This window comes from Labrys sp. 22185, from assembly GCF_052045555.1.
In the GTDB taxonomy this organism is placed as follows: Bacteria; Pseudomonadota; Alphaproteobacteria; order Rhizobiales; family Labraceae; genus Labrys; species Labrys neptuniae.
Genome location: NZ_JBQEPH010000017.1, coordinates 88,525 through 106,526 on the forward strand (window position 1 = coordinate 88,525; position 18,002 = coordinate 106,526).

The 18,002-nt window shown below is 64.5% G+C and carries 19 protein-coding genes; 6 read left to right on the forward strand and 13 right to left on the reverse strand.

Annotated features, from left to right (window positions below):
* Positions 1-112: 112 nt before the first annotated feature.
* The 3 genes from ACTJKX_RS26145 to ACTJKX_RS26155 all read right to left on the reverse strand — a co-directional run bounded on the left by ACTJKX_RS26145 (position 113) and on the right by ACTJKX_RS26155 (position 2,546).
* Entirely contained in the window at positions 113-937 is an 825-nt protein-coding gene (locus ACTJKX_RS26145) for a creatininase family protein (RefSeq protein WP_440727016.1), read from the reverse strand.
* Between the two features lie 81 nt (positions 938-1,018).
* On the reverse strand, positions 1,019-2,194 hold the full coding sequence (locus ACTJKX_RS26150) for a DUF6600 domain-containing protein (protein ID WP_440727017.1): 1,176 nt from the start codon (positions 2,192-2,194) through the stop codon (positions 1,019-1,021).
* Between the two features lie 172 nt (positions 2,195-2,366).
* Positions 2,367-2,546, reverse strand: coding sequence for a YdcH family protein (locus ACTJKX_RS26155; RefSeq protein WP_068285636.1), 180 nt, complete (start codon positions 2,544-2,546; stop codon positions 2,367-2,369).
* Positions 2,547-2,913: 367 nt separating this feature from the next.
* Between ACTJKX_RS26155 and ACTJKX_RS26160 the strand changes: the two genes are divergently transcribed.
* Positions 2,914-3,138 carry a YdcH family protein gene (locus ACTJKX_RS26160; protein ID WP_068285637.1) on the forward strand — a complete coding sequence of 75 codons (225 nt, stop codon included), beginning with the start codon at positions 2,914-2,916 and terminating at the stop codon, positions 3,136-3,138.
* 63 nt (positions 3,139-3,201) lie between these two features.
* Here the strand turns inward: ACTJKX_RS26160 and gcvA are convergent, their stop codons facing one another.
* A complete protein-coding gene (gene gcvA / locus ACTJKX_RS26165) occupies positions 3,202-4,122 on the reverse strand; it encodes a transcriptional regulator GcvA (protein WP_311940016.1) in 921 nt (306 codons plus the stop codon).
* A 130-nt stretch (positions 4,123-4,252) separates the two neighbouring features.
* Here gcvA and ACTJKX_RS26170 point away from each other — a divergent pair, with 130 nt between their 5' ends.
* Positions 4,253-4,543 (forward strand): hypothetical protein, encoded by a 291-nt coding sequence (locus tag ACTJKX_RS26170; protein WP_440727018.1) that lies wholly within the window; start codon positions 4,253-4,255, stop codon positions 4,541-4,543.
* Positions 4,544-4,763: 220 nt separating this feature from the next.
* Here ACTJKX_RS26170 and ACTJKX_RS26175 read toward each other — a convergent pair whose 3' ends face one another.
* The gene (locus ACTJKX_RS26175) at positions 4,764-5,483 is read right to left on the reverse strand and encodes a DUF1013 domain-containing protein (RefSeq protein ID WP_322434799.1); all 720 of its coding nucleotides are present in this window, start codon (positions 5,481-5,483) and stop codon (positions 4,764-4,766) included.
* A gap of 213 nt (positions 5,484-5,696) precedes the next feature.
* Here ACTJKX_RS26175 and ACTJKX_RS26180 point away from each other — a divergent pair, with 213 nt between their 5' ends.
* Both ACTJKX_RS26180 and ACTJKX_RS26185 read left to right on the forward strand, forming a co-directional pair.
* Positions 5,697-6,611: a DUF1444 family protein gene (locus tag ACTJKX_RS26180; protein WP_440727019.1), complete on the forward strand. Its 915-nt coding sequence runs from the start codon at positions 5,697-5,699 to the stop codon at positions 6,609-6,611.
* Between the two features lie 19 nt (positions 6,612-6,630).
* Positions 6,631-6,822, forward strand: coding sequence for a DUF1192 domain-containing protein (locus ACTJKX_RS26185; RefSeq protein WP_394313013.1), 192 nt, complete (start codon positions 6,631-6,633; stop codon positions 6,820-6,822).
* Here the strand turns inward: ACTJKX_RS26185 and ACTJKX_RS26190 are convergent.
* Entirely contained in the window at positions 6,812-7,441 is a 630-nt protein-coding gene (locus ACTJKX_RS26190) for a TetR/AcrR family transcriptional regulator (RefSeq protein ID WP_440727020.1), read from the reverse strand. The two genes, ACTJKX_RS26185 and ACTJKX_RS26190, sit on opposite strands and share 11 nt — an antisense overlap.
* Positions 7,442-7,573: 132 nt before the next feature.
* Here ACTJKX_RS26190 and ACTJKX_RS26195 point away from each other — a divergent pair, with 132 nt between their 5' ends.
* Positions 7,574-8,782, forward strand: coding sequence for an MFS transporter (locus ACTJKX_RS26195; protein ID WP_440727021.1), 1,209 nt, complete (start codon positions 7,574-7,576; stop codon positions 8,780-8,782).
* Between the two features lie 303 nt (positions 8,783-9,085).
* Here the strand turns inward: ACTJKX_RS26195 and rpmE are convergent, their stop codons facing one another.
* Complete coding sequence (gene rpmE / locus ACTJKX_RS26200; protein WP_068285651.1) at positions 9,086-9,313, reverse strand: 50S ribosomal protein L31; 228 nt, start codon at positions 9,311-9,313, stop codon at positions 9,086-9,088.
* A gap of 147 nt (positions 9,314-9,460) precedes the next feature.
* Positions 9,461-10,834: a magnesium transporter gene (mgtE, locus tag ACTJKX_RS26205; protein ID WP_311940002.1), complete on the reverse strand. Its 1,374-nt coding sequence runs from the start codon at positions 10,832-10,834 to the stop codon at positions 9,461-9,463.
* 357 nt (positions 10,835-11,191) lie between these two features.
* Here mgtE and ACTJKX_RS26210 point away from each other — a divergent pair, with 357 nt between their 5' ends.
* Positions 11,192-12,970 (forward strand): ABC transporter transmembrane domain-containing protein, encoded by a 1,779-nt coding sequence (locus tag ACTJKX_RS26210; protein ID WP_440727037.1) that lies wholly within the window; start codon positions 11,192-11,194, stop codon positions 12,968-12,970.
* Positions 12,971-12,980: 10 nt separating this feature from the next.
* Here ACTJKX_RS26210 and ACTJKX_RS26215 read toward each other — a convergent pair whose 3' ends face one another.
* The 5 genes from ACTJKX_RS26215 to tilS form a co-directional block, all read right to left on the reverse strand.
* A complete protein-coding gene (locus tag ACTJKX_RS26215) occupies positions 12,981-13,445 on the reverse strand; it encodes a DUF6644 family protein (protein WP_440727022.1) in 465 nt (154 codons plus the stop codon).
* A gap of 15 nt (positions 13,446-13,460) precedes the next feature.
* Positions 13,461-13,856: a DUF6152 family protein gene (locus ACTJKX_RS26220; protein ID WP_440727023.1), complete on the reverse strand. Its 396-nt coding sequence runs from the start codon at positions 13,854-13,856 to the stop codon at positions 13,461-13,463.
* 127 nt (positions 13,857-13,983) lie between these two features.
* Positions 13,984-14,400: a hypothetical protein gene (locus ACTJKX_RS26225; RefSeq protein WP_367625440.1), complete on the reverse strand. Its 417-nt coding sequence runs from the start codon at positions 14,398-14,400 to the stop codon at positions 13,984-13,986.
* A 301-nt stretch (positions 14,401-14,701) separates the two neighbouring features.
* On the reverse strand, positions 14,702-16,630 hold the full coding sequence (gene ftsH, locus ACTJKX_RS26230) for an ATP-dependent zinc metalloprotease FtsH (RefSeq protein WP_311939993.1): 1,929 nt from the start codon (positions 16,628-16,630) through the stop codon (positions 14,702-14,704).
* Positions 16,631-16,874: 244 nt separating this feature from the next.
* Positions 16,875-17,942, reverse strand: coding sequence for a tRNA lysidine(34) synthetase TilS (tilS, locus tag ACTJKX_RS26235; protein ID WP_440727024.1), 1,068 nt, complete (start codon positions 17,940-17,942; stop codon positions 16,875-16,877).
* Between the last annotated feature and the right edge of the window lie 60 nt (positions 17,943-18,002).

Here is an 18,002-nt window from a genome sequence, read left to right on the forward strand (position 1 = left end):
AGGTCCCGGCAGGGGATGAGGGGTCTTGCGACCCTTCCTGATCACCTTCCAGGGAGCTGCCTATAAGGACAGGTTTCATCAACCCCTCATCCGGCGCTTGGCGCCACCGCGCTCAGTCTTTCAGCGGTCCTTTCCTCAGCCGCGAAAGGTCGAAGTCGCGGATATCCCTGAGCAGGTCGACCAGCGCCTGCGCGCCGAACCCGGCAGAGAGTTCGCCATGCTCCGGCGTGGCCTTGCTGGCATCGCCCGCCGCGCCTTCCGGGCGGATGTCCTGCGCCATCCAGCCAAAGCCGCCGGGGCGGCCGGTGCGCAGATATTTGAAGATCTCTTCCATCTCATAGGTAACAGGGCGGAAGTCCTTGGCCTTGTCCATGCGCACGAGGTCGGGGCGGAAGGCGAGCATCAGCGCCGTCTCGATCTCGCCGGCATGGATGCCCAGGCGGGTTTCGTCGTCCGAGAAGGCGCCCTTGGGGTAGCCGAACATGTGCCAGGACGTGAAGGCGACCAGCATGCCGTGGCGTACGCGCAATTCGCGGGCGACGATGTCCATCGCCGACATGTTGCCGCCATGGGAATTGACGATCAAAAGCTTGCGGATGCCGGCCCGATGCACGCTCTCGCCGATCTCGGTCCAGGCCCGGATCACGGTTTCGGCCGAGAGGCTGAGGGTGCCCGGGAATTCCAGGTGCTCGTTGGACTTGCCGATGGTCTGGATCGGCAGGAAGGTCGCCGGAATGTCGGCCGGGATCAGCGGGATGGCACGGTCGAGATAACCCTGCATGATCATCGAGTCGACCCCGACCGGCAGATGCGGGCCATGCTGTTCCACGGCGGCGATCGGCAATACTGCGATCCAGTTGGCGGTATCGCCGGTGCGGAAATCCTCCGTCGTCATCTCGAACCAATGGCGGCGGGGCAGGGAAGCGGTGGTGGTCATGATCGAATCCAGGGCGGGAACTGCCTGAACCATAGCGCTGCGAGGCGCTATTTCAACGCCCCGCCTGCTGCGATCGTCGAATCACCACCCGGATGACGGAGCGCTGTCGGGGGTGGACCGCGGGCGCCAGCGATAGCGCTGACCGGAATTGGGCTTGGTCGGGTTGTTGGAGGGGGTGATCACCGGACCGGGCCTCGGATAGCGGGGCGGCCTCTGGACCACCGGCCCCTCGTTCCAGACGGGTGGGCGGCGCCGGCGCGGCGGGATGTAGATCGGCGGTTCGTCGCCATAATACGGCCCGGGCTCGTCATAGACCCGCCGTCGGCTACGGGGGGCGTCCGGGATCACGGTCTGGCGTACTTCCTGCCGCCTGCTGGAGCGGGGTGGCGGCGGGCTCCAGGATTTCATGCGGGGCGCGGCGGGGGCGGGCACGGCGATGGGCGTGGCCATCGGCGCCGCCGGGGGTGGGGGAGGTGCGCAGGCGGCGAGACTGTCGCCGACGCTGAGCGAGGCGGCGGAGGCGGCGGTGTTCAGCCAGAGCAGCCATTCGCCCAGGAATTCACTCGACCAGGGCGCCACCGGGCCGGTGTCGTAATCGACGATGAGGGTCGGCGGCGGCAGCACGAACACGGCGATGCCCCGTACGATCTTGAAACGCGTCACCGGGGTCGAGCCGGCGAAAGTGCCGGCTGGCGCGGCGGAAGGCCCATTGTCGCAGCGATTGCCGAGCTTGACCGTCTCGATGAAGGTCCATTGCCTGTCGACGTTGAAATTGGCGAGGCTGATCTCCTGCTGGTCGCTTGCAGGTGGTGTCGGCGCCCAGCCGGTCCAGTCACCACCGCTGCGCCAGATCACCCAGGCGGGGCTCCACTGCGTGCCGGGCACCCAGACCCAGCCATTGCTGCCGTCCGAGGCCCAGCGTCCATAGTGATGGACGATCTTGCCCCAGACGGAGGGATCGTCATACGTCCAGCCGTAAGTGTGGTCATAGACCCAGCGGCAGGCTGGATAGGGATGCCAGCCGGCGGGGACCACCGAGGGTTTCCAGACTTCGCCGTAGCGTTCGGAATAGATGTATTGGCCGTAGCCCGACAACACGGCCTTGAATTCGTCGAGGCTGGGCGCCTGCGCCTGGATGGCGGCGACGGGCGCAGCCCGGGCCGGGTCGGTCAGAGCGCCGGGAGCGGGCAGGACGGCGCACGCCAGCAGGAAAGAAGAAACGAGGCCAAGCCCCCAATGCCGACTCGTGCTGGCCATAGCAAACCCCTCCATGGGTTATTGCTTCGATCGCAGCCGATCCTGAACCTGTCTGGGGGAGACGTCCGTATCAATTGGCACGTGGATCAACTGAGATCCGGCCACAAAATGAAACCGCCGGTACCGGATTATGCTCCGGTCCGGCGGTCAACATACACCAGCGGTGACTGGTTCAGTGCAGCCTCTCGGCGCTCTTCAATCTTGCAATTTCGTCTTTGAGAAGGAGTTTCTTACGCTTCAGCTCTGCGATTTTGAGGTCATCCGAGGAGGGATGAGCCAGTGCGATGGTGAGTTCTGTTTCAAGAGCGTGATGTTTGCGCTCCAGTTCGACCAAATGCGACTGCACAGGCATTAACGGCTCCTTGTGTCACAGTTCCGACATTCAACGTTCTCACGAAAAGGCGCGCATGTCGAAGGAAAATCGCGGATTCCGACGTTGAATCGATTGTGCAAAGCAACAATAAATTTAGTCAGAACAATAGCTTACCGCACGGTAATGCAGTGTGGCCGGGCCAAAAAGAATGCTGGATCAAAGGCCTAGGAAGGGCTTGTGAAAGTTGTCCGGCAAGCTTCGCCAAACGGGTGTAAATAGATGGCGATATCTTGCCGCAGCGCTTGCGGGCGAGGAATCGGCTCGGCATAGTTCGGCACCGTGCCCGGATGGGCATGGAGCGGCAGAATGGTCGAAATACCGAAGCTGCCATTCGGAATGGAAGGGTATGGGCTTGTCAAATCCGCTCACCGAGGAGGAGGAAGCCGCGATGGTTGCGGAGCTGGGGCAGCTTCGCCAGGAACACCGCGATCTCGATGCCGCGATTGCCGCTCTGGAACAGGTGGGAACGCCCGACCGTCTGCAGCTTCAGCGCCTGAAGAAGCGCAAGCTCCATCTCAAGGACCGCATGTCCCTGCTCGAGGACCTGCTGACGCCGGACATCATCGCCTGACGCTTGTGGCCGTCGGGTATTGCGCCGGCGTGGCTTCGACGGGGATGGAGGCGATCCGGGCGATCAAACCGCCTTGCCGCTGGCGATTTCGGCGAGCACCCAGTCCCGGAACGCCTTGATCATCGGCTTGTCCGCCTTGGCCCTCGGCGCCACCAGGTGATAGGCGAATTCCGGCGCGATCTTCAAAGACAGGTCGAAGGGGCGTACCAGCCGGCCCGCAGCCAGGTCGTCGCCCACAAGGCTGGTATTGCCGAGCGCTACGCCCTGGCCGTCCACGGCCGCCTGCAGGGTCATGATCGACTGGCTGAAATGCAGGCCGCGCGTGGGATCGGGCTTGTCCGCCTTGGCGGCCATCAGCCACATGCGCCAGTCCGGCCACATCGAATCCTGACTGTGCCAGTCGAGATGGATCAGGGTGAAATATTGCAGGTCGTCGGGTTCCCGCAGGGGCACGGGCCCGTGCAGAAGCTGCGGGCTGCAGATCGGAAAGACGTCCTCGACGAACAGGCGATCCGAGCGCAGGCCAGCATAGGCGCCGCGGCCGAAGCGGATGGCGACGTCGATTTCCTGGCGGCTGAAATCGGCGAGCGTATCGGAAATGTCGATGCGCATGTCGATATCGGGAAATTGCTGGCGGAAGCGTGGCAGGCGCGGCACCAGCCATTTGGCGGCGAAGGATGAACCGGAAGAAACGGTGAAACTCATGCGCTGGGTGGTGTTGGCGGCCCGGCGCAGCGCTTCGTCGATGGTACGCAGGGCGCCGCTGGTCGATTCGAGCAGCTCTTCGCCGGCATGGGTGAGCTTCATGCTGCGACTGGTGCGGAAGAACAGCCGGGTGCCGAGGCGGTCTTCGAAAGCGCGGATCTGGCTGCTGACCGCAGCGGGGGTCACATCGAGCTCGATCGCGGCCTTGGCGAAGCTCAGATGGCGAGCGGCGACGGCAAAGGTCCACAGCGCTCCCAGACCGGCTCCCGATTTGCTCATGCTCACCCTATGATCATCAAGCTTTTGTTGATGGTGAAGAAAGGTCATCCCCGTTGATAACCTAGCATAAACCATTGAAAATAGGAAACATATCGCAAGAGCGCATTTACTTTTTGTTGAGGGTACGAGTATGTCGAGCGTCGAATTCCACGAAGATGAATGGGGCCGGCACTGGAGCTATGCCCCGGCCCTGCACGGGACGCAGGTGCGCCTGCATTATTCGATCGTCGCCGCTGTGGTGGGCGCCACCAACGCCGTCGTCGAGGCGGCGTCCACCGGCCTGGCGCAGTTCAGGAGGCAGGATCAGGCAGCCGCGAAGGCGGGGCGCCAGCGCGACCTCTATGGCGACGACGACGTACCGCCTGTCGGCTATGTCCGTTACGAGGGCGTGCGAGACGAATTCGGGCGTCCGCTTCCATAAGCGTAGAGACCGGTAATTCGGTGGGATATGAGGGCGTGATCGTCGATCGCGCCCTTTTCCTGTTGCCGGTACTGCCGGGATTCGACGCAGCAGGGGCCGGCGAAGAGGCGCTGCGCCGGGGATCGTGGGCACCGTCGATGGCTTACGCAAGCAAAAGGGCCTTTCCGCCCCGGCGGAAAAGCCCTTTTCGATGACGGAGTTGGACTGGCCGGCGAGGGCGTCAGTCTTCCTTCTGCTTGATGCCCTTGAGCTTGGCGAACACGTTGGCGACGTCGAGTTCGTCCTCGTCTTCCGTCTGGCGCGGCTTGTTGCCGAGTGAAGCGAAGGGGTCGTCCTGCCTCTGGCTCCGGTCGGCTGCCGGCCCCGTGGTGATCTCGGCAGGCAGCAGCGTGGCGCTCTCGGCCTCGGGCGGCCGGTCCTTGGAGGCCCGGGCGACTTCGAAGTCGAGGTCGATCTGCGTGCACAGGCCCAGCATGACCGGATCGGCCGGGGTCAACTGCGCGGTGTTCCAATGGGTGCGGTCGCGGATGGCTGCGATCGTCGTCTTGGTGGTGCCGACCAGACGCATGATCTGGGCGTCCTTGAGCTCGGGATGGTTCTTGACCAGCCAGAGAATGGCGTTGGGACGGTCCTGGCGCCGCGAGACCGGTGTATAGCGAGGGCCCTTCTTGACCTTGGCGACGGCGATCTTGACCTTCGGTTCGGCCAGTCGGAGGCGATGATGGGAATCGCGCTCGCCGCGGGCGATCTCCTCACGGGTTAGCTGGTTGGAGATCACGGGATCCTGGCCCTTGATGCCGGCCGCGACTTCACCGTCGGCAATGCCCTTGACCTCCAACGGATGCAGTTTGCAGAACTCGGCGATCTGGTCGAAGGTGAGGGCGGTGTTCTCAACCAGCCAGACAGCAGTGGCCTTCGGCATCAGCGGGGCGGTCGACATTTGCATCTCCTCGGAAAGCATGGGCTCGCTGCCGCCTCGCTCCAGCCTCCTGGAACGAAGCCCGACGCGAGCTGATTGTCGGGATTCAACACTTCATATAGTCGTCGTCGGCTCGAAAGGAAAGCCTGTTACGCCGCTTTCTCGCCAGGATTGTCGAGAAGGAACCGTCCTGGCTAAGGTGATCGCCTCGAGGGGCGAATGCGCGAGGGCGTGATGACGAGGCGGAGCCAGGGCGGAATCGGGCGTCGTCGGGTGCTGCAAGCAATATTCGGGCTGGCCGCTGCCGGCGTCACAGCCGTGGCGGCGCGCGCCGACGAAAGCTTTCGCGAAGAGGTGGTCGCCCTGCTGCGCCGACGGCGGCCTGCTTTGGCATTCACGCTGCCCGGCGATGATCCCGAGGGTATTCATGTCAAGGTCGGCGGGAATACGCTCCAGGTCTATCTCGGCAATCTGGAGCGTCAGCTCGGCAAAGCGAGGGGGATGGACCGGGAAGGGCAGATCCTCGACTTTTTCGACCGTATCGTGGCAGTCAGGCCCGCCGATGACGAAGAGCGCGCGCGCTGGCAGGAGGCGCGAACCAAACTGCGCCTGCAGGTCGTGCCGATCGAATATCGCCGGCAGGCCAAGGAACTGGTCTCACGCGACCTGGCGGCCAGGGTGGTGATCGCCTATGCGCTCGATCAGGGTGAGCGCTATGCGCTCGTCACCACGGATGACCTGAAGACATTGGGCGTGGATGCCGATGCGATCCATGAAGCAGCTCTGGCCGGGCTGGAGGCCGCCTCCGGCAAGCTGGCGATCGAGGCAGAGAGATCGGCGAAAGGTCGGGGCGCCTACGCCACCATCCTGACCAATGATGGTTATGATGCCGCCCGCTTGCTGTTGCCCTCGGTCCGGCAGAGACTGCTGCAGGCGTTGGGCAGTGACCTAGCCATCGCCGGCATTCCCAATCGGGACTTTCTGGTGGCCTGGACGCCCGATTTTTCAGCGCGGGCCGGTTTTGCCGCAAAAGTGAGCGAAGATTCCAAGTCGCGCTCACATCCGCTCACCGATGAGCTTTTCGTAATCGAGGCGAATGGGTTTAGAGTGGCCACCGCGGCCGAGCTCGTCGAGCAGCGCCGCATATGATGGGAGGTGAGGAGACGAGATGGCGATTTTCGATGAAGAGCCGCGAAAGGTGACGGTGGGACATCAGATCGGGCAGGACCTCTCGACCCTGTCGCTGCATGAACTCGACGAACGCATCGCGGCCCTGAAGCAGGAGATCGCGCGCCTGGAGGAAGCCAAGGCCAGCAAGGCAGCCTCGCTTTCGGCGGCGAGCGCCTTTTTCAAGAGTTGAGCCTTGCAGGAGAGCTCCGCCGGTCAGCGGGATGACGCAGTAGGCCGTTCAGTAACGCATGAAAGGCCTTCACCGCCTGCTTTGACGCTGCCTTGGGATCGGCGGCATTGGCGATCCATTGCGAGGCATGCCAGGTGGCGCCATTGACCAGCCGGGCCGCAGCCTCCGGGTCGACATCGGCCAGAACCCCGTTCCGCTTCAGCGCGATCAATGTCGCACGCATCGCGGCGATGCAGCCATCCTGGCTCGGCCATTGCGAGGGATCGCCGAGGACGGCCGGACCGTCGCGAAACAGGATGCGCTGGATCTCCGGCTCCAAAGCCATCTCGATATAGGCCGAGCATTCGGCGACGAAGCCCTGCCAGGGATCTTCGGTCTGGGCTGAAATTGCGGAGAGGCGCTTGGACATTTCGGCGTCGAGTTCCGTGATAACCGCTGCGAACAGGCCCTTCTTGTCGCCGAAATGATGATAGAGCGCGCCGCGCGTCAGGCCGGCCGCCGCGGTGAAATCGTCCATCGACGCTTGCGCATAACCGACAGTGCCGAAGGCCGCGCGCGCTACGGCGACCAGTTTGGCGCGCGTCTCGGCGATCATCTGGGTTCGCGGCCTACGGGCCATGGCATCTCCTTCGCAGCCAATCATCCCCTTCACATACGTTGTGTATATTATTTGACATACGAGGTGTATGCAACTATGTCGAATACATACGTTGCGTATGTCAATGCATCCTCTTCCGCTTTGGAGTGACCGATGTCCAATCCTTACAGCCAGATTTTTCGAGCGCGGGGGGCAAAGGCCTTCGCGGCTGCCGGATTCCTGGCGCGACTGCCGCTCGCGATGGTGACCATGGGTATCGTCGCCATGATCTCTCAGACACACGGTGAATATTGGCTGGCCGGCGCTGTATCGGCCACCTTCGCCCTCGGCAATGCCTTCATGTCCCCGCAGATCTCCCGCATGGTGGACCGCTACGGCCAGAGCCGAGTCCTCGTTCCCGCCACCAGCCTATCGGTTGCCGCTTTTTCGGTTTTGCTGCTGGCCGCCCATTTCCACTGGCCGGCCTGGATCCTGTTCGTCGCGGCGCTGTTCGCCACCACCATGCCCAGCATGCCGGCCATGGTCAGGGCCCGCTGGTCGGAGCTCTATCGCGACACGCCGCAACTGCACACGGCCTTCGCCTTCGAATCGGTGGCCGACGAGGTTGTCTACATGGCTGGATCGATCCTTTCGGTCGGCCTGAGCGTGGCCTGGTTCCCTGAGGCCGGTCCCTTGGTCTCGACCGTGTTTCTTGCCGTCGGCACGGCGCTTTTCGTGGTGCAGAAATCCACCGAGCCGCCGGTCCGCTTCTCCGAAAGCGGCGGCTCCTCGGCCATCCGCCTGCCGTCGGTGCAGATCCTGACCTTCGTCCTGATTGCCATCGGCACCATCTTTGGAACGGCCGAGGTCACGGTGATCGCCTTTACCAGGGAATTGGGGCAGGCGACGGCGGCCAGCTTCGTGCTCGCCGGCTATGCCGCAGGCTCGCTCATCGTCGGGCTGGTATTCGGGGCACTGAAGCTCGGCATGCCGCTCGAGCGTCAGTTCGTGATCGCCATCGCGGTGGCCGCGGCCACCACCGTGCCGCTGCTGTTCGTTTCCAATGTCGCGATGCTGGCGCTGTTGCTGTTCTTGTCCGGCGTGTCGATCTCACCGACGCTGATCACCGCCATGGGCCTGATCGAGCGGCATGTCCCGGCGGCCAAGCTCACGGAAGGCATCACCTGGGCGATGACCGGCATCGGCATCGGCATGGCCGTCGGCTCCTTCGCCTCGGGCTGGGTCATCGACCGCTTCGGCGCCGCCGACGGCTTCTGGATCTCGCTTGCGGCCGGCATCGTTGCGTTGACGGCTGCGCTGCTGGGCTCGTGCCGGCTGACGCCGGTATCGAAGGAGGACAGGCTCTGCGCGGCCGCCGCCTGATCGGGACCGGGCGTTAACCGAATATCAAGACTTCTGCGATAGCCTCGCTGCCATTCCAGCTTGCTGGATGTTCGAGTGGCTCCTGTTCACTCTGTTTGACGCCTCCCTGTTTCGACTTGGACAAGCCGCGATATCTTATCGCGGCTTCTTTTTGTGTGTGGGGCGGATCTTCGGATCCGCCTGGAGACACGAGGCTCGATGAGAGAGCAGGGCGGGTCTGAAAACCCGCCTCCCATAACCAAGACAGCCCAAAACAAAAGCGGGCCCGAAGGCCCGCCTGCGTCGATATCCGAATGTTCGTGCTCAGCGCTTGAAGCTGATGCCAGCGAAGCGCTGGTTGAACTTCGACACGCGGCCGGCGCGGTCGAGAAGCTGCTGCGAACCGCCGGTCCAGGCCGGATGGGTCTTGGGGTCGATGTCGAGCTGAAGGGTGTCGCCTTCCTTGCCCCAGGTCGAATGGGTGTAGAACTCGGTGCCGTCGACGAAGACAACCTTGATCTTGTGGTAGTCGGGATGAATGTCGGCCTTCATGGGGTCAAATCCTGCTCTGTGCCGGAGCGCTACCCCGGTCGGACAAGTCAAATTCGAATGAGTGGGCGGCTCGATAGCGCAATTTCGGTCCGGATACAAGCACTGGCCCCGCATTTCTCACATGCGGAAATCACCTTTCTGCACCGTCTACAGCAACGTTCCTCTCAGAATGACCAGGGCAACGGTGAAGTAGATGACGAGCCCGGTCACATCGACCAGGGTCGCGACCAGCGGAGCGGAGGCGCTGGCGGGGTCGAAGCCGACCTTCTTGAGGATGAAGGGCAGCATGGAGCCGGTGAGCGAGCCGAAGGTGACGATCGCCGTGAGGGCGCAGCCGATGGTCAGGGCCAGCAGGGCCCAATGCGGCCCGTAATCGTAGAAGCCGGCCTTCTGCCAGACCACGATGCGCACGATGCCGATCAGGCCAAGGATGGCGCCGAGCACGACGCCGGTGGGCAGCTCGCGCAGGGCCACCCGCCACCAGTCCTTCAGCTTCACCTCGCTCAGCGCCAGGGCGCGGATGAGCAGGGAGGTTGCCTGCGAGCCGGAATTGCCGCCCGAAGACATGATGAGCGGGATGAACAGGGTGAGCACCACCGCCTTCTCGAGTTCGCCCTCGAAAAATTGCATGGCGCTCGCCGTGAGCATCTCGCCGAGCAGCAGCACGGACAGCCAGCCGGCACGCTTCTTGATCATCGACCAGAAGCCGATCTGGTCATAGGGGTCGTCAAGTGCCTCCATGCCGCCGAACTTCTGGGCGTCCTCGGTGCCTTCGGCCACGATGGCGTCGATGATGTCGTCGAAGGTGCAGATGCCGATGACATGCATGCTGTCGTCGACAACCGGCACGGCCAGGAGGTCGTATTTGGCGATCAGCCTTGCCACTTCCTCGCGGTCGGCCGTGGGGGCGACGGTGATCGGCTTGTCGAAACGGGCGGCCGTCAGCACCGAGGATTTGGGATCGGCCGTGATCAGCCGGCGCAGCGCCACGGCTTTCAGGAGCTGGCGGGTCTTGGGGTCGAGGACATAGACCGAATAGATCGTCTCGCGCGTGCGCTCGACCCGGCGGATGTGATCCAGCGTCTGCTCCACCGTCCAGGACGAGGGCACGGACACGAATTCGGTGGTCATCAGTGCGCCGGCGGTGTCCTCGGGGTAGGACAGCAGCCTGTCGAGCGAGGCGCGGGTCTCGGGATCGAGCCGGTTGAGCAGATCGGTGCGCGGCGGATCGTTCATGTAGCGGAAGACATCCGCCACACGGTCCGAGGACATGCCGGCCATCAGCTTGAGGGCCCGTTCGGCAGGAAGGGCCTCGATCAACGCCGCCGGATCGTCCAGGCCCGGCTGGTCGAGCACTTCGATCGCCCGCTCGTCGGGCAGGTGTACGAGGACATAAGCCTGTTCCTCGATCTCCTGCTCATTGAGCAGTTCGACGATGTCGGCTACGTGCTCGAGGCCAAGGCACACCTCGAGGATGTCGCGGTCGGCGACGTCAACGGTCTTTTCAGCCAGGTCTTCCATGGCTCTTCCTTCCTCTCGGCCGTTGCCGGCCGGAAGGACGAGCCCGCGAGCGGTCAGTCCTTACAGGCCGTCAACGGCGCGAACATTCGACTGCTACTGTCGCTTGGCATGATCTCGTTGATCTCGTGGGGCCCGGCCAGGACGATTCCTTTGGAATAAATCCAAAGGCCGGAACAATCGCGACTTGCGCCTCTCAGCCGTCGCAGTCAAGCGCTTTTTTGCACTGCGCGATAATATGGTGAGCGCGGCAAACTGAAGCGGTTTGGGCCGGTGCGATTGCAGCCGCGCCCACAGCGGGGCATTGTCCCGCGCGCTCGAAAGGAAGAATAGTACGTGGCCACGGAAACTGACCCGAAAATCCGAGATAATACCGCGGAAACCGCCAGGAACAGCCGGTCTCTGCGCCCTTTGACGGCGCTGGCACCTTATGCCCTGGCCTATCGCGGCCGCATCGTGCTGGCTTTCCTGGCTTTGACGGTGGCGGCGGCGGCAACGCTGGTGGTGCCGGTCGCCATGCGCCGCATGATCGATTTCGGCTTCTCGGTGGGACATGCCGCCGCCATCAATTCCTACTTCCTGGCCATGACAGGCGTGGTGCTGATTCTCGCCTTGGCCAGTGCGGCCCGTTATTATCTGGTGATGACCCTCGGCGAGCGCGTGGTCGCAGATGTCCGTACCGCCGTCTTTGCCCATCTCACCCAGCTTTCGCCCCTGTTCTTCGACACGGTCAAGACTGGCGAAGTGCTCTCGCGCCTCACGGCGGACACCACGCAGATCAAGGCGGCTTTCGGCTCCTCCGCTTCCGTTGCCCTGCGTAACCTCTTCCTGTTTGCCGGCGCCGTGGTGATGATGGTGTGGACCAGCCCCAAGCTTTCGGCGCTGGTGCTGATCGCCATTCCGCTGATCGTGCTGCCGCTGGTCGCCTTCGGCCGGTCCGTGCGCACGCGCTCGCGCAAGGCGCAGGACACGCTGGCCAACGCCTCCGCCTATGCCAGCGAGATCATCGGCGCGATGCGCGTGGTGCAGGCCTTCACGGCCGAACGGCTGGCCATCGGGCGTTTCTCGGGTGAAGTGGAAAATGCCTACCAGGCTGCCGCGACCTCGACCCGCTCGCGCGCGATGCTGACGGCGATCGCACTGTTCCTGGTGTTCGCCTCGGTGGTCGGCGTGCTCTGGCTCGGTGCCCATGACGTGGTCGCCGGCACGATGACAGCCGGCACCTTGTCGCAATTCGTGCTTTATGCGGTGTTCGGCGCCGGCGCCCTTTCGGAGCTCGGCCAGGTCTGGGCGGAAATCGTGCAGGCGGCCGGCGCCGCAGAGCGCCTGGGCGAGCTTCTCAGCGAAAAGCCGGCGATCTCGGCGCCCGCCCGGCCGCTTGCCCTCCCCGAGCCGGCGCGCGGCGCCGTCGCCTTCGAGGGCGTGACCTTCGCCTATCCCGCCCAGCCCGACAAGCCGGTGCTGCACGATGTCGATCTTGCCGTGAAGGCGGGCGAGACGGTTGCCATCGTCGGACCGTCCGGCGCGGGCAAGAGCACGCTGTTCCAGCTCCTGCTGCGCTATTACGATCCCCAGTTCGGGCACGTGAGGCTGGACGGGGTGGCATTGCCGCAGGCCGACCCCAAGCGCGTGCGCCAGCGCATCGCCGTGGTGGCGCAGGACCCGGTGGTCTTCGCGGCGACCGCCCGCGACAATATCCGCTTCGGCCGCCCCGATGCCAGCGATGCCGAGGTGGAGGAGGCGGCCCGCCTGGCCGCCGCCGACGGCTTCATCCGCGCCATGCCGCAGGGCTATGACACCCCGATCGGCGAACGCGGCGTGACACTGTCGGGCGGCCAGCGCCAACGCATCGCCATCGCTCGCGCCATCCTCAAGGATGCCCCCGTGCTTCTGCTCGACGAGGCGACCTCCGCACTCGATTCCGAGAGCGAGAAGGCGGTCCAGGCGGCCCTCGATGGCCTGATGACCGAGCGTACCACACTGGTGATCGCCCATCGTCTGGCCACGGTACAGGCCGCCGATCGCATCATCGTGCTCGATGACGGTCGCATCGTCGAAGAGGGCACGCACGAAGCCCTGGTGGCGCGCGGTGGCCTGTATGCGCGGCTGGCGCAGCTGCAATTCAGGGATGCAGCCTGAGCGAGGTCGGCTACAGGAAACCGATCCAGCGCCCGGTCACCAGCACCGAGAGCCAGAGCAAGGCTGAACCTAGGGCCGATACCCGCACGCTGGCAGCCAACGGCCCGCCGGCGAGCGCAGCGCGGAAGGCCGGGCGACTGTGCTGGAGGCCGACATTGATCAGGGCCAGCATGAGCAGAACGAGCTTGCCCTGAAAGGCGGCATTATCGGCATAATGCCCTGGGCGCACGCTGAACAGCCACAGGCCGCAGGCAAGGGTGAGCCCGAGGCCAATGGCGGCCACGCGTGTCAGGAACGGCCCGATGACCGCGATCGGCACCGCGGGCCATAATCCGGCAAGCCGCAGATCGAGTGGCAGGATGGCGCCGAGCAACAGGCCGATACCGAGAATATGCCCGGCATTGACGAAGATATAGGCCGTGGGTGTCTCGCGCAGCAGCACCGCGCCTGGCCAGGCAGCGAGAACTTCCAACATGGCGGGCCGCCGGGTTCAGCGTGTCTGGATCCGATCGGGATACATGTCGTAATTCTTGCCGGCGATGGTGACGCGCACGGCCTTCATCCAGGCCTTGCTGCGATCCTTGGCGCGGTTGCCCAGCACCGTGACCGTGTCGCCCGGCCTGGCGGTGTCGTCGCTAAAGCCGGAGCGTTGCGTCTGGCCGGGATTGGCGAGGTCGACCCGCCAAAGCACGCCGTCCTCGGCGGTGACGTCCAGCGAAGGATGGGGCGGAGCCATCGAAACCGCCTTGATGGTGCCCTTCAATTCCATCTGTTCGCCTTCGGCCCATGACCAGCCGTGATGGGCAAAGGCCTTGGGCGCAAAGGTGATGACGGCTCCCGCTCCGACGAGACGGAGAAAAGCGCGCCGTTCGACCGCAATCGTCATCGATGCCCCCTCGTGCCGGCTTCGGTTGACGGAGAGTGGCCGGCGAATGAGGCGGAAATCATGCGCGGATCATCAAAACCCCGTGTCCAGCCCCGCGGTCCGGCAAACGGGCCCGGTGCCACACATGCTAACGGCCCGCAGCGTTCACGACGCGGCAGATATGGGAGCGCAGGGCGTCCTGGGTGGCGATCTGGCCGGCCTGCACATGGAATTGCAGATCGATGCGGGTGCCGCCGCCGGCCTTGCGGGCGGTGACGCGGATGGTCTGGAGACGGCCGTTGTTGGCGCTGTCCTGGTCGGCGATCAGTACGCCGGCCCGCTTGTCGACACTGACGACATCGATGCCTTCGGCGGACAAGGCGCGGCCGACATTGTCGAGGGCCTTGGCGGGAGCGACCTTGGGAAAGACGGCCCAGGTCGAGTAGGTCAGGCCGGTGAGCAGGGGAACGCCGGAAGTCTTGAGGTTCTGCGCGCAGCTCTGCGCCGCGGCGGGCGATGCGGCGAAGAGGGCAAGCGCGGCGGCGCCGGCGAGATATTTCAGCATGGGACGGTCTCTGTCTGCCGCCTGGGCGGCTGGGCTGGAGGAGGTCGCCGCTAGGCCTGCAGAGGCACTGCGACATTGCTGCATAGTTTACCGCCCTGAAGCTGAACAGTGGCAATTCGAGGCGAGGAGAGGCGTTGTTTCGCTGGTGACACCATTGGAAAGGATTTGCCGGCTGCCTCTGCGATTTGCGCCAGCTTGGCATCCATCAGGATGCTGCGGGCCGATCCCTGCTGGAGGCACCCACAACATGAAAAGGCCGGTCTCGCGACCGGCCTCCATCAATATTGGATATCCTTGGCTCTCAGGCCGAAGGAGCAGGCTCCATGCCGCCTTCCGGCTGCGGCGGCGGGCGGCGCGGCTTGCCGGCAGAGATGGCCGAGCCGCGCGTCGTCTGGGGCTCCTCCAGCGGATCGCGGGATGGCGGCTTGCCGTCGAGCAGGTCGCGGATCTCGTCGCCGGTCAGCGTCTCATATTCGAGCAGCGCCTGGGCCAGGGCTTCGAGGTCGTCCCGCTTTTCGGTGAGGATGTGCTTGGCGTCGTCCCAGCCCTGGTTGATCAGGCGGCGCACTTCGGCGTCGATCTTCTGGGACGTCGCTTCGGACACGCTCTGCGTGCGGCCCATGGACATGCCGAGGAAAACCTCGTCCTGGTTCTCGCCATACATCACGGTGCCGAGCTCGTCCGAATAGCCGTAGCGGGTGACCATGGCCTTTGCCATGCGGGTGGCCTGCTCGATGTCGCCCGCGGCGCCGGAGGTGATGTTCTCCTTGCCGAAGATCATCTCCTCGGCCACGCGGCCACCCATGGCGACGGCGAGCTGGGAGGTGAACTCGATATATTTCATCGAGTAGCGATCGCCCTCGGGCAGGAACTTCACCATGCCGAGTGCGCGGCCACGCGGGATGATCGTAGCCTTGTGCACCGGGATGCCCTTGGGCACGTTGAGGCCAACGATGGCATGGCCCGCCTCATGATAGGCGGTGAGGCGCTTTTCCTCTTCCGACATCGCCATGGTCTTGCGCTCGGCACCCATCAGGATCTTGTCCTTGGCGTCCTCGAACTCGAGATGGGTGACCATGCGCTTGTTGCGGCGCGCGGCGAGCAGGGCCGCCTCGTTGACCAGGTTCATCAGGTCCGCGCCGGAGAAGCCGGGCGTGCCGCGGGCGATGATCTTCAGGTCGACGTCGGGAGCGAGCGGCACCTTGCGCACATGCACGCGCAGGATCTTTTCGCGGCCCGACAGATCGGGATTGGAGACCACGATCTGGCGGTCGAAGCGGCCGGGACGCAGCAAGGCAGGATCGAGCACGTCGGGGCGGTTGGTCGCCGCGATGATGATGATGCCTTCGTTGGTCTCGAAGCCGTCCATCTCGACCAGCAACTGGTTGAGGGTCTGCTCGCGCTCGTCATTGCCGCCGCCGAGGCCCGCGCCACGATGGCGGCCGACGGCGTCGATTTCGTCGATGAAGATGATGCAGGGCGCATTCTTCTTGGCCTGCTCGAACATGTCGCGCACGCGGCTGGCGCCGACGCCCACGAACATCTCGACGAAATCGGAGCCTGAAATGGTGAAGAAAGGCACATTGGCTTCGCCGGCGACGGCACGCGCCGTCAGCGTCTTGCCGGTGCCGGGAGGCCCGACCAGCAGCACGCCGCGCGGAATGCGACCGCCCAAGCGCTGGAACTTCTGGGGATCGCGCAGGAACTCGACGATTTCCTGCAGGTCCTCCTTGGCCTCGTCGATGCCGGCGACGTCATCGAAGGTGACGCGGCCATGGGCCTCGGTCAGCAGCTTGGCCTTGGACTTGCCGAAGCCCATGGCCTTGCCGCCGGCGCCCTGCATCTGGCGGGACAGGAAGATCCACACGCCGATCAGCGCCAGGATCGGCAGGGCCTGCAGCAACAGCTGCAGGAGCCATGGCGTCTCGGCGGGCGGGGCAGCGCTGACCTGCACGTTGAGGTCGTTCAGCGTCTTGGCCAGATTCGGATCATTGGGCAATTGGGTGGTGAAGCCCGTGCCACCATTGACGTAGGTGCCCTTGAGCTCGCTGCCCTGGATGGTGACATCCTTGATTTTGCCTTCCTTGGCGGACTTCACCAATTCCGAATAGGAGATCGAGCCGTCGGCGGCGGCGCTCTGGCTGCCCGTCTGCCGGAACAGGGTGAAAAGTGCCAGCAGCAGCAGCACGACAATCACCCAAAGCGCAAAATTTCGGAAGTTCGCGTTCATCTCTCGCCTTTCGCGGCGGACGGCCTGCCTTCTGCAGGAGACGCCACAGCATATCGCGGCTAAAATAGGCACAGGCGAGCCAAATGCCAAGGCAAGCCCGTGGGATAGATAGCCCTGCGCTCCCTTACAGAAGTGCCGAGGGCTTGTCACGGTGAAGATTCGAGTGGCGCATGCGCCGCTAATTTCTTGAAATAGGCCATTATTTTGCCGCTTCTAGGGCAAGGCTGGCGGAAAATGACAATTTCTACATCTTGGTTTTCGTGATGCCGCGTCGGCGTTCAGGCTCGCGGGCGACTTGGAGATTGCCGGACTTGTCCAGCCGCAGCAGGGTGCCGCCGAGGCTGCGCTGCCAGGGGCCGCCCTGGCCGTCGCCCGGGTCGAGAGGTTGGTCGAGAGCTTGGCCGAGAACCTGGTCGAGCGCCGCCGCCAGTGCCTCCAGGCGTTCGAGGCGCAGGCCATAGGCCGATCCCGCGTTTCTGTCCCGCATCTCGAGCACTGCCCGCTCCAGGATGCGCAGCCTGATATCGGCGGGGCAGGCCGCAAGGCCGCGGCCGTCGAGCTGCAGGCAGTCTTGCTCCCGACGGACCAGAACCTCGAAACGCTCGGCCGCGATGGCTTCCAGCGCGTCGCTGCTGCGTGCGGCCCGGCGGGCGAGCAGGCCCAGGCGCTCCGGATCGAGGCCGAGCGGGGCAAGCTGGGCGAGAAGGGCGCGCAGGCGTACGCGCTCGAATCGGGCATTGCGATTGGACGGGTCCTCGAGCCAGGCCATGTCGGCGGCCTGCAGGGTCGCCACCAGCCGGGCTCGGGTCGTGCCGAGCAGGGGGCGGATGAGGCTGAGACCAGCCAGAGGCATGACGGGGCGCATCGCGGCCAGGCCGTCGACGGCAGAGCCGTGCATCAGGCGCATCAGCACGGTTTCGGCCTGGTCGTCGAGCGTATGGGCCGTGGCGATCGTATCCGCTCCGATTTCGGTCGCGGCTTCTGCCAGCAGGGCATAGCGGGCGTTGCGGGCTGCTTCCTGCAGGCGTGCGGCCGGCTTGTCGCCCTCCCAGCGCTTGATGATGCAGAGCAGGCCGAGTTCCGCGGCCCTCATGGCAACGATACGGCATTCCTCTGCGCTTTCGGGACGCAGGGCATGGTCGATGCTTGCGACGGTCAGGTGGGTTTGCGGGTTTTGCTCGTGCCAGCGTGCGGCCAGCAGCATGAGGGCAGTGGAATCAGCGCCCCCCGAGACCGCGAGGAGGACATGAGTACGATTGCCGAAATCGGCAAAGAGGGTGCGAAGCTCTCCCAAGGCAATGGGTGCGGACAAGGCTCAGCTCCCGGATGCACGACCGGCATCCGCCATGGCGGTGTCCCGGACGTCGAAGGC